The 12224-nt window shown below is 42.2% G+C and carries 9 protein-coding genes and 1 pseudogene; all 10 read right to left on the reverse strand.

Annotated elements, in window-relative coordinates:
- Positions 1–268: 268 nt before the first annotated feature.
- The 10 genes and pseudogenes from ACTHSX_RS10185 to ACTHSX_RS10230 all read right to left on the reverse strand — a co-directional run bounded on the left by ACTHSX_RS10185 (position 269) and on the right by ACTHSX_RS10230 (position 11522).
- Positions 269–541, reverse strand: coding sequence for a YkgJ family cysteine cluster protein (locus tag ACTHSX_RS10185; protein WP_315095160.1), 273 nt, complete (start codon positions 539–541; stop codon positions 269–271).
- The gene (locus ACTHSX_RS10190; protein ID WP_440377569.1) at positions 538–2190 is read right to left on the reverse strand and encodes a hypothetical protein; all 1653 of its coding nucleotides are present in this window, start codon (positions 2188–2190) and stop codon (positions 538–540) included. The genes ACTHSX_RS10185 and ACTHSX_RS10190 overlap by 4 nt, the downstream gene beginning before the upstream one ends.
- 91 nt (positions 2191–2281) lie before the next feature.
- Positions 2282–3361, reverse strand: coding sequence for a hypothetical protein (locus ACTHSX_RS10195; RefSeq protein ID WP_440377570.1), 1080 nt, complete (start codon positions 3359–3361; stop codon positions 2282–2284).
- Between the two features lie 197 nt (positions 3362–3558).
- Positions 3559–4446: a WYL domain-containing protein gene (locus ACTHSX_RS10200; RefSeq protein WP_440377571.1), complete on the reverse strand. Its 888-nt coding sequence runs from the start codon at positions 4444–4446 to the stop codon at positions 3559–3561.
- A gap of 321 nt (positions 4447–4767) precedes the next feature.
- A pseudogene (locus ACTHSX_RS10205) lies at positions 4768–5553 on the reverse strand (IS5 family transposase).
- A gap of 203 nt (positions 5554–5756) precedes the next feature.
- Positions 5757–6911, reverse strand: coding sequence for a hypothetical protein (locus ACTHSX_RS10210; protein WP_440377572.1), 1155 nt, complete (start codon positions 6909–6911; stop codon positions 5757–5759).
- A 246-nt stretch (positions 6912–7157) separates the two neighbouring features.
- Entirely contained in the window at positions 7158–8408 is a 1251-nt protein-coding gene (locus ACTHSX_RS10215; RefSeq protein ID WP_440377573.1) for a Y-family DNA polymerase, read from the reverse strand.
- Position 8409: 1 nt separating this feature from the next.
- Entirely contained in the window at positions 8410–8991 is a 582-nt protein-coding gene (locus tag ACTHSX_RS10220; RefSeq protein ID WP_440377574.1) for a LexA family protein, read from the reverse strand.
- A 279-nt stretch (positions 8992–9270) separates the two neighbouring features.
- Positions 9271–9843 carry a hypothetical protein gene (locus ACTHSX_RS10225; protein ID WP_440377575.1) on the reverse strand — a complete coding sequence of 191 codons (573 nt, stop codon included), beginning with the start codon at positions 9841–9843 and terminating at the stop codon, positions 9271–9273.
- Between the two features lie 251 nt (positions 9844–10094).
- Positions 10095–11522, reverse strand: coding sequence for a type VI secretion system Vgr family protein (locus ACTHSX_RS10230; protein ID WP_440377576.1), 1428 nt, complete (start codon positions 11520–11522; stop codon positions 10095–10097).
- Between the last annotated feature and the right edge of the window lie 702 nt (positions 11523–12224).

Consider the following 12224-nt stretch of genomic DNA (forward strand, 5'->3'; position numbering starts at 1 on the left):
CAAAGCCATCTAAAGGCGATGTGTTTGAACCTTTTGAAAGCCGCCAACAGGCTAAGTGCGCCTGTTGCCGCCTAAAAGGCGGCCCCGGATACCTGATTATGGGGTGTCCGGGGAGGATTAAGGGGGAATTTGGGTAAAATCAGGAGTAATTGGAGGCGAAAACAGCCGAAAACCTGTGTTTGGATTTCGGCTGTTGGAGGAAAGGCTTTTTTGCAAAGGGCTCAACCTAATAGTAACTTTCAACAAAATAAATTTAATCGTTCCCTTTCTATTCATTATCTTGCTGTAATAACTTACAAACAGCCAAGTTCACCTCTACAAACTCCGACCATTCCAACTGTTCATCCAAATAAACCTTGTAATAATCTTCAACGCGACATACAAGTGGACGAGTCTCATATATCGTACAAAGATTGGTTTGTTCGTCAAAATGTCGGCAAATACCATCGCCACGGTCAAGAAATTGGGTTTGTTCGCTTAAATGGACACGGCGACAGCATTGGCCACAAGCTGTGCAAGGAAAGGGGGAAAGCTTATTCATTTTTTAGCTTGAATATTTATTAACCATTGCCGAGTACTATCCGTATTCCCTGCTTCAAAAGGCAACTCAATATTTCGCTTCACTATTTCCTTATGTAATACCAAATGACGTTGAAACTCATCATTAGCCAATACCAAATCATTAGCAAACTGATCCAGTTCAGTCGGATTCATATTGAACTCAATTTTAGATAATTCCATTAGATAGTGATCGAGTTCGGCATTAATTTCCTGATAACGTTCCAAAATCTTTTCATACTGACTTTTACGACTATTCAAAAAACTCCACACTTTTTGCATCATTTCACTATGATCAAGAAAATAACTCAAACCCATAGTCAAAATGCCGGATACCAATGCAGAAAGAAATCCTGAGATACCTAAAGGTAACTTACCCAATGCCCCATAAACTAGAGTTCCTGCCGCTACTGCTGCCGTAGTACCTAAAATCCTTGTAACTTCACGAATCAAATCACCTAGCTTTAATTTTTCAGGATTAAAAAAGATTAATTTTACCGCTTTAACTAAACCTACCCATGTCTCACGAATAATTTTAATGGCATTACCACCAATAGTTTGAAACGCATTCCAAAGAGCTGTGGTAGCACTTGAAATAATGCCACTGATCAATCCGTCCTTAAACGCATTCAATAATTCTTTAAAACGTTTTTTAACACCCTCCCAAATACCATTAAGCGCTTCTTTAATATGATTAAAAAAATTTTCAAGCTGAAAATCCTGCTTACATTCGGCAAAAATTTTTGGAATTCTATCTCGTAACTCAAACCAAATTTCAGCCAACACAATACCGACTGATTGGCGCAAACCCATTTTAAAACCCTGTTTGCCCATATCTATGGCTGCAGAACCAAAAAACTTACTACTGGTGTAGTAGCTCCAATTGATTTGCTGGTCATACGCTTCCCGTGCTTGTTTATCCTTATTACGCATACCTGTTTCATTGACACTTTCAAGTCCTTTCAGATGTTCCTGCTCTTTCCGGATTTCATCTTTTAGCCGCTGTCTTTTATGCCGATTTGCAGGCGTATTTTCCGGTATATCTGCCAATTGTTTTTGCTTTTGAGCGATAGAATCTTCCTTATTCCTCTTCATTTCAGGCAGCTTGGAAATAAATTCCTCTATCGACATATCACTTTTTTTAGTATTGATATAGCCCTGAGTAGACTGAAAATTCGTTTCTTGATTGGCTAATTCGACGCCATCCGACCCTGATAGTATCCTGCCTGCATCATGATGTATCTTACTGGCTGCTATAACATGGTCTAATTGGCGTTTCTCATGTTCGGCCATATTCCGATTACGATAAACATCATGCAATTGGCCTTGATCTTGCAGTTTTTTATCCTGCTGTCCACGTTTGATATACCTATCATCTGTATGATAGGCATGCGAATCATAACGCACTGCGTTTTTACCATCAGAAGTTAATTGTACAGATATTTCTGTAGAAACATGAATATCTGTCTCCCCGTTTTTTTGAAGCTCTTTCTGGTACTCGCGCACCTTATGCACGGTATCAACATTGCCGCCCCTTTTGTCTTGGAAAAGCAAAAAATCCAAACCGAAAGAAGTGGCTAAACTTTTAATCATAGTTTGATGCAGTTCGCCCGCCCAATCAAATTCTTTCATCTGTGTTTGCGTTGTCATTTTCTATCCCCTCGATATGCAGGCTGCCTGAAAACCATTATGCAAAAGCAGCCTGCACTTTTTCTTTTACAAATTAACTGGAAAATTTCTCAACATCGGAATCCGCTATATTCAATACTTTGTCAATACCTTCACTATTAAGGACCTTAAATCCATGTTTATCAGTTTCCATAATCGGCAGGTTTTCTTCATTTATCGCTGCATTACCGATGGCGTTGGCTTTAAACTTGAACAATGGTGTAGAAATAATGTCGGCCAAAATTGCCGATACTTGGTAACCGTTTCCGATAGCCAACAACACATCCTCTTCAATATTTTTAAGATCGCCACCTTGGTTTAAATACTCAGCACAAAATTTTAATTTGCCGAAATAATCGGTAAATACTGTATAAATTTTCGTCAGGGAAGCCAGAATTTTGTTGATATAACTCTGTGTTTCAAAAAAATGTTTATTACCAGCAGACATTTTTTCAATAGCTTCTTTAACCTTTTCGCTTGTTTTCAGGGCGTTCTCCAAGGCTTTTTCAGCATGAGCATTATAAGCCCAGCCCGCAATAGCTAATACGGGGGCGGCGACAACACCTCCCAAAATTGCCGTACCGCCAGCCATTCCTAATCCGCCGGCAGCAAGAGAGCCCCCACCGATTGCAGCCAATGTCGCATTGTAAGCGGCAGCCCCTGATAAAGCTGAAATTGCCGTACCTGTAGACGCAGCACCCATTGCCAACACGCCACCGTATACTGCATAAGCGGCAGCGGCACCAACGGCACCTGCCCCAACCATTGTCCCTAAATAATTAATTGCGGACAGCTCAATCATTTCGATTTTATCCAAGCGGCTTTTATCCGGCAGTGAGAATTTCAAATCTTTCTGTTGCGCTTTTTCCAGTTTCTTTAATAACTCCTCAGCAATAGTACGAAATTTGTTAAAATCCTTGCCAATTTGTAATTGAAATGAGCCCAAATCATCCAGTTTTTGGGCTGTCTCTTCACTAATCTTATCGAAATTTGCTTTGGCATCTTCATAATTTTTCTTTGCTATTTTGATAATAGAATCAGCATCTCCTTTAGTCTGATAACCGTCGTATCCTTTTTTTGCACCAAACGCAGCGGCTGAAACGGCGGCTGCACCTAAGATAAATGGTAAAGGCATTTTTAACTCCTTAAAATTAAAATATAAAATTAATAAAAACTAACTATTTGCTACTTTTTCGGACGGCCTCTATTTTTATGTCAGCCTATCTTCTTTACCAACCTTATTCTCTAAAACTATTCCGAATAAACGCCAGTAATTCTTTTAGTGAATAAATCATCCTAATCCGTTATTTCAATCTTTCGTTTTCTGCTTATTCAAAAATATGCTTTCAGACGACCTTCCATTTTTTCCTGCAATTCCGCCGGGCTGACTATCCGCAGATGCGGTATCCAATACTGCACTATCGGTACGACTTCCATTTCATGTACGTTGCGGCAGGCCAGCAGCAGGCCGCCATCGTCGAGACGGCGGACGATTTCCTGATTCGGCAGCAGTTTGCGACGCAAAAAGTAGTGCGCGGCCTGCGGTGATACCTGTATGACGATTTCGCCGATTTGATTGCCGTGGGAGATGCTGTCGTTGTTCCTGATTTCTTCCAGCAGCACCGGGTCCGGCTCAAAAGTATCGCCCGATATGCCGATGGCGGAAGTTTGGCTGAAACAGAAGGTTTTCCTCTGCCCGCCGCTGGTGCCGATAAGGTACCAGATGCCGCTTTTGTTCAGCAGAACATAAGGTTCGAGGCGGTAGTAGCCGCCTTTTTCCTGTCCGGCCTTGGTATAGTGGAATTCGACGATTCGGTGTTTGTCGATTGCTTCCTGCAGGCATTTGAAGTCGCTCAGCCTGTTGCCGAGTTCTTCATACTGGAAGCCTTTGATTTGCACGCTTTGCAAAAGGGCATTTTTGTAGAAGTCGCTGTCTATTTTCGGGAAAAGGTTTTGGATACTGCAAAAAGTGGCGAAACGTTGTACGTCTTCGCTTGTCAAGTGGCCGAGTTTGTTTTTGTCGAGGCGGTAGTAGCGGCGGCCTTTTTCGATGAATTTGGCTTCGAGGAAGTCGAGGCGTTCGTTGAGGTCTTTTTGTAGGATGCGGATGCTGACTTGGAATTCGTCTTTCAATTGATGGATGTCGAGACGTTCGCCGTCGTTAAGCCTGGAAATGATGCGCGCCAAGCGGTAGGCAAGTTTTTCGTGTTTGCCGCTCATTTCTGTCGTCCTTGGTGAGTAAGTGCCGCCATTCTAGTGGGGCGGTTTGCACGGTTGTTTCGCAATGTATTGCTACTATGTTATTTTTTACGTTTTTTATTTATTTTTTCCGTGGATTCTATCATAATTATGAAATTTATTCCTATTTAATATAATTTATCTTATTTTGACAGTTTGAGACCTTTGCAAAAATCCTTTTCCCTAACAGCCGAAACCCAAACGCAGGTTTTCGGCTGTTTTTGTTTCAAATATCCACTGATTCTACCCAAATCCCCCCTTAATCCCCCTCAGATACCTGATTAATCAGGCACCAGCCACCTTTTAGGCGACAACAGGCGCACTTAGCCTGTTGGCGGCTTTCAAAAGGTTCAAACATATCGCCTTCAGATGGCTTTACGCACTTACTTTAATCAGCCCGAAATAGGCTGCTCGGGCATAGCGGAATTTCTGGTGTTTGCACTCATGGGCATTGGCGGGGGTAATGTGCAGTTTCTCGATATAGCCTTCCGCATCGGTACGGGTATGTTGTTTGTAACCGAGTTTGTAGAGTCCGTTTTTCTTTATCCAACGGGCATCCTTATCTTTGCTCGGTGTGGTTTGGCCACTGACTTGTCCTTCTTCATCGACTTCTATGGCCTGGCGCTGTTTGCTGCCGGCGGTCTGAATAATGGTGGCGTCAATGACGGCGGCGGATGCTTTCTCTACTTTTAAGCCTTTTTCGATCAGTTGGCGGTTAATCAGTTCCAGCAGTTCGGACAGGGTGTCGTCTTGCGCCAGCCAGTTGCGGTAGCGGCATAAGGTGCTGTAATCAGGGATGCTCAGTTCGTCAAAACGGCAAAACAGGTTGAAATCGATGCGGGTGATGAGGCTGTGTTCGAGTTCGGGATCGGAGAGGCTGTGCCATTGGCCAAGCAGGACGGCTTTGAACATGGACAACAGGGGATAGGCGGGACGGCCGCGGTGGTCTCGGAGGTAACAGGTTTTTTAACGATTCAGGTACTGCTCGATCGGTTGCCAATCAATCACTCGATCCAACTTCAATAGTGGGAAGCGGTCAATGTGTTTGGCAATTATGGCTTGGGCGGTTTGCTGGAAGAAGGTACTCATGAAAAATCCCCTAAATGTCTTGGTGGGAATTTAGGGGATTTTGGGGAATTTTGCAAAGGTCTCGGTCTGTGTTTATGAGTTAAAAAGGTCGTCTGGACTTTAGACGACCTTTTCTTCTATAAAATATTATCCTCAGAGGGATTTTTAGGAATTTGGCAAAACTCTCATTTTCTTATCTACACGCTAAATATTATGCATATAATTTACTGACTCATCCCATTTAGCTCTTGTTGACATTCTGTTTCTAGGACATCAATATCATAAGAAGCGTAATTCTCATCATTTTTCAACCTTTCTATACAAGCTTGAATTACTATTTGTGATTCTTCTTCAAGTTTCTTTCTCTGTGCTTCTGCTTCTTCTATACGTTTTCTTGCTTCAATTTGTGATTTTGTCTCACCATTAATATATTCTTCTGGTGGATTCTTAATCGAACGTCCATCAGGTTCTCTTCTATAATACAACCCATTGTATGGGGAACCATCTTTGAAAGTAAGTTCACTCAAAATCTTACCTGTTTCAACATCATATTGAATAACTTTTCCAGAAGGCTTAGAGTTTTGATATTCTTTAATATCAATAATTTTAGGCTCGTCTAGCAAACCAGCATTATTAAAAGCATAATATGTAACTGATGTTCCATTAATGATCTTTCCTTGAGCATCCTGATTAACTGATCCTATTTCTTTTCCAGTAGATGGATTGAAATAAGTAGTTTTTAATATTTTTCCTGATTCATAAGTTTCTTGTTGGAACGTTCTTCCATTTGCACCATTCTGGATAGTAGTACCATTGGCAAGCCCATCTTTCATAGTGATCTCAAACACTTGTTTGCCTGTTCTTGCACTCCAGACCTTAGTTTTACCATTTAAAGTACCATTACTCATTTCAGCTTCAGCAACTTTTACAATATCTTCATTTTTATTTACTGGCATATATAAAGTCAAAGTGCCATCTAATTTACCATTCGAATATTTATATTTTAATATAGTATCCTCTTTTCCATTTAAATGGCATGATACATCTCCATCAAGAATACCGTTATTTACCTTAATATCACATAGTAATAGTGAGTTTTTTTGTTGAGAGTTACCCATTGCATTTACACCTACAATGACTAATGCTTCTAGCAATTTACCGTCACCAGTTGATCTTGCATATATATTTAAAACTTTTCCAACTTCTTCATTTATAACTTTATCAAAAGGAACGTTCGTAACTTTTCCTGTAAAGCTAGAATTTTCTCCTTGGGCATAAATTTGCTTATTTACTATTTCAACATTTCTATAATCAAGGACTTCGTCGCCGCAAGCTACTAATCCAAAACTGAGTAAGAGTGCTAAAAATTTAGTTTTCATATATTCCCTTTTTAAAATTTATTAAAATTTGTATTTTAATCATATATGCATATTTAGTCAATAAAAATAATTATTGATAATATTATTATTAGCTTTTCTTTTATCACCTGCGGTGATTATCAGGTATACTTGTAACGGGTTTTATGAAATATTCGATATTATATTAGTACAAAATGGGATTTACTTGTCCTCATTTTCAAATAATTTATCCACAGATTTTGTGGATGATTCGTGGAAATCATATCCTTAGATTACGAGCAAATCCATAAACTGTGTGGTATAGCACGGGCTCAACCTATCTCTGTTCATTTTCCAATCATCAGCCAGTAATTCTGAGGCGAGTTTTAGACGGCCTCTACCGTGCTGACGGTTGATTTTATCCCATGCCTCCATGGCAGGATTGGCTTTTGTCGGTTCCCATAAGTCTGCCTGCATTTGAATAGCTGGTTTCAAACCATGTAATTCAATTCCGCATTTTTTATAGAGGTATCCACTGCGATAAATATCTGCCAGCAGTCGTTGTGCTATTCGGTTCAAATGAACTGTATCAGCGGTCGATACAATCAAATTCTGGGCTAAGCTATTATGATATTGAGACTCATCCTCACGCAAAAAATCTGTATGTAAGAATACAGAAACGGCGGATGCAGTTAAACCATCCTTACGCAATGCTTCAGCCCCTAAACTGACATGATGCGTAACAGCCGCCTGCAATGTCTCTAATGTTTCTATACGCGTTCCAAAACTTCGACTACGAACAAGGTTTTGTCTCGGTTGTGCATTGGGATGTAATCCGTCACAGACAATACCCTGCATCTCTCTTTGCGTTCGCTCCACTGTTACACCATACCGTCGGCGTATGGTGGCTGTATCCGCTTCTACGAAGTCTAATGCTGTTCGTATCCCTTGTTCGGATAGTTTATCGGCAGTCCGTCTGCCTATCCCCCAAATTTCATCTACTCCTTGGCTGCGCAAGGCACGAAGACGGATAGTTTCATTCCAATCGCCCCAAACCACTACTCCTCTAAAGTGATCAGGGTAACGTTTGGCAAGATGGTTGCAAAATTTGGCCAGCGTCTTGGTCGGTGCAATGCCGACACAGGTGGGTATGCCGACCCACTGCAAGACACGTTGTCTAATTTGGCAGCCGAGTTCGGTGAGATTTTCAATGCCGGACATATCTGCGAAACATTCATCAATAGAATAAATTTCAACCGCCGGAACACACCCGGCGATAGTTTCCATCATCCTCCGAGACAGGTCTGCATAGAGTTCGTAGTTGCCCGAATAAGCTTTCAGACGGCCTTGTGCCACTAAATGCCTTACTTTGAAATACGGCTCGCCCATCTTAATACCTAATGCCTTTGCTTCAGTAGATCGTGCAACCACACAGCCGTCGTTGTTTGACAAGACGACGATCGGAACATTCTTCAATTCCGGCCTGAAAACTCTTTCACAAGAACAGTAAAAGCAGTTCCCATCAATAAGGGCAAACATCTTAACTTCCCTGACGAACATCTTTTATAACGAAGGTTACAACGCCAACGACTGTCCAGGTATCACTATCATCAGGTATAAAGTCAGGGTACTCACCGGAGGCATTTTCAGAGTGTAGCTCAGGCTTGCGACCTGGAACTTTGTACAGTCGTTTGATCGTAAACTCATTGCCAACATCGGCCATCACAATATCGCCGTGCTTCGGCGTTTTGGATCGGTCGATAATCATAATATCGTCTTTACCGATACCCGCGTCGAGCATGGAATAGCCGCCGTAACGTGCGGCGAAAGTGGCAGACGGGTTTGTGATAAGATATTCGTTAAAATCGAGATAGTCAGCAACATACGGCTCCGCCGGAGATGGGAATCCTGCAGGGATTTTCTCGAGAGCATATGGTACCTTTAGGGTTGTACGATTAATTGGGATAAGGCTGCCTTGAGGAAGTCGTGAAGAGGTAATCAGTGCATCAACAGCAGGTATTAGTGATATTGGAATACGCTTTACTGCCGTAGATTCGCCAGATTTACTTTTTCGACCGGCCCCTTCTCTACGACCACCTCGTTTTTTAGGAATTTCATCCATGATGCTATATTTGAATTTGTAACGAAATCATTTTAACAGAAAAAAACGGCTGTTGCGAATATTCGGACTGCCCGTTCATTATTGAAGAATTGAAATCATAGATTTATATTAATATCAGGTTGCCCTTGTCGTGCATAATAGGATGAAAATCGTGATATTATGTCTTTTAGAAACGGACTGGCTACTTGAATAACAGGGCTATTAAAAGACTCATCTAGCTCTTCTTGAGAATATGTAGAGACTCTTCTAAAATTAATGACAGCTCCATTATTGAAACAACTAGTCTTTGGAAGCCAACAATAATATAAATTTTTGGTATTTTATTAAGTCATTATCTTGTTGCTTTGAAAGATACTCTTGTGGAGACTCAGGATTACTTTTCAAGTACCTTTTTTTAAGTTTTTTGTCACCATGGCAATTACTAATAAAATAGTCATCAGATAAAATATCTTCAAGCATTTGAATCTCAACCAGTAATGCTCTATCAGTATTGCATTCTCCCCCTTCACGCTCTGCCAAATCACATGCAGGACTCAAAACAATATAAAATTTATTGTTATCTTTATTTTCTAAAATGCACCCTGTATCTACTTTTACTTGATCCTGCTCTAGGCTTGGTAAATGTATATACATTTCATCAGGGTAGCAATTTTCAATGTTTTTATGTAATTCATGAATGAGATGATTAAGCGCATAGCGCAGTAAGGCTTTTTCCGTGTTATCTGGATCTTCTTCTGCATAAGAAACCCAATTACTCTTTTCTGAAACTTTTGATTTCGGTGAAATTTTAGGAAGAAGGTGTTTTATAAAAATTTGACTTAGACTTTTTTCAATTTGACCTTTTCCTCCCATTATTTTGGTTAATCCAGTATTGTAAATATCCCAAAATTTATATATAAGCTGTTCATATGTTGCATCTCCTTTTTTAAATACGTCAATTAGAGGAAAGGAGCGTGAGAGACTCTAAAAGCTAATCCATACCTTTTCAAGGAGTTGACTCGGATTATGGTGACCGTTCCGCAAATCATGTTCATTTTGTAAAGCATATTATGGTGAGTATCTTATATTTATTAGGGTGGATAACGCCTATACGTAAGTCAATATTAGAGGATTAGCGTTCTCATCTCGGCAGGGATATGGTCGGTATGGGCGCTGTCGTGCATGATGCCGGAGATATACGGACGGTTGGGATTACCCTGGACGAAGAACAGCATCACTTCGGTACCTTCGTGCAAGGGGAAGTGGATACCGTATTCGGGACCGGCATAGGGTTTGGCGAGTCGGACGGGACGGCTTTCTCCGCCGGGACTCCATTCGTCCAGGTCAAACGGCAGTTTGACGCGGTAGCGGCCCATATCGTCGATATAGGCGTAGGTGCAGTTCTCCGCCGCGGTCACCCGTGCGGGCAGTGTGCCGGCGATATGGGGGCGCGGTGTGGTGCGTTCGGGACGGAAGGCGAGTTGGGCGGGAACGGCGGTAAAGGTATGGCTGTAGGCGCTGTCGCGGCTGCCGCTGTGTTCCATACTGAGTACCAGCAAGCCGTCGGGCGCTTCGGGGAAGGAGACATCGGTTTGGAACACCTTCATCGGTGCCATGGAGACGATGTTGCCGCTGCCGGCTGCGACGGTTTGACGGCAGAGGTTGGCTTCGTTCAACAGGGTCGTCTGAACTTTGGCTTCATCGGTTGTTTTGGGATGAAGGCCCCAATGCTGTTGTTTGCCCAATAAAACGGTATTGTCGGTTGATTCTTCGGACTGTTTGTTGTCGGTATCGGCACTGCGGTAGTTATAGTCGGCCGTGCGTATGCCTTCGACGATGGGGTTGTGGCGGATGCTTAAGTTAAAGAGTGCTTCGGTACCGACACTCTCCAATCCGGCATGGGGACGGTAGGAAACGGGTAAGCTTTGGCTGCGCAAATAGTGTTCAGGACTGTCGCCGAAGACGACTACGTCGCCATGTTGTTCATGCTGTTCGAAGGCATACCAGATGCCTTCTTCTTCACACAGACGGTGGATAAAGTCGAAGTCGCTTTCGAGATACTGGGTCACATACTCGCGTACGCTGTAGCTGCGGCTTTTTTGGAAACGGTAGTCGACACCGGAGAAGCCGTGGTGTTTGAAGACGGCGGCAACGATGTCGGGGACGGTTTGGTGTTGGAACAGCCGGGAGGTTTGGAAATGTTTTAAAGCCGCGAAACGCGGCTCTAAAACAAAGCGGTAAACGGTTTCATCCTTGGAAACCGACAACTTCTCGCATGAGGTGATAATGCCCTGCCATTGCTTCGCCGGCGGATCGTCTGAAGCAGACCCGAATGCACTGACCACTTCCGACAGTAAACCTTCCTGCGGACGAATCTCAAACGCTGCGCGCTGGTTGAGATAAGAAGATAGCGGCAGTGAGGAATCGGTTGAAGTGGCGGTGATTTCGACACGGTAAGCGGTATTGACTGCTTCGGATGCGCTGAAGGAACGTACTGAAAGTGAGGGGGAAAAACGGGCGAAGGTGAGGTGGTAGGATTGGCGGGCGGTCATAAGGGTAATATCCGACTGACGATGAGCCCTGTATAGTAACGGGGATAATGCCGATGGTAAAGCAAATGGAATGAATGGAAATAAGGCCGTCTGAAAGGTTGAAATAAGGCATAAAGAGACATTTCACCCTGCCCTATTCCACCATTCAGGGGAAAGGTGGTAAATTAAGCAGCCAAATTTCTCTTAAAAACCATTGATTTTATACTAAAAATTGGAGTACTATTAACTTACCCTCTAGAGTATCATTAATTCTCATTTGACATATAGGAACAATAAGCGGAATTTGTAGAAGAATAGGGAAAAGGAAATTAATTTATATTATGTTAAATTTATAATACCAGTATTTTAGTCTATTAATTCCTGTTTCTCCTAGTTGTATAATCACTTACATAAAAAAGTCATCTGAAAAATTTCAGATGACCTTTTTATGTTTCACATTTACCCTCTTTTTTCTCACTAAGCTTTCCTTTTTATCTCCAAATAAAGTAAGATTCAGTCAGGATATCAATCTTCATATTACCATCCAATCTCTGGAGTAAAGCACCCCATGGCCGTCAATAAAATCGCCCGTAAAAGCAGCAAGTTCCGCGTTGTCTTTACCGTCCCCGATTTCTGTTGGCCGCCTCCACCCGCTCCCCCTTCTGTTCCGCCTATTCCCTTCCCGCTCTTTGCCGACCTCGGCGGTGCTAAGACCGTCGCCAA

Source organism: Neisseria sp. P0014.S002, assembly GCF_051958295.1.
GTDB lineage: Bacteria > Pseudomonadota > Gammaproteobacteria > Burkholderiales > Neisseriaceae > Neisseria > Neisseria flavescens_B.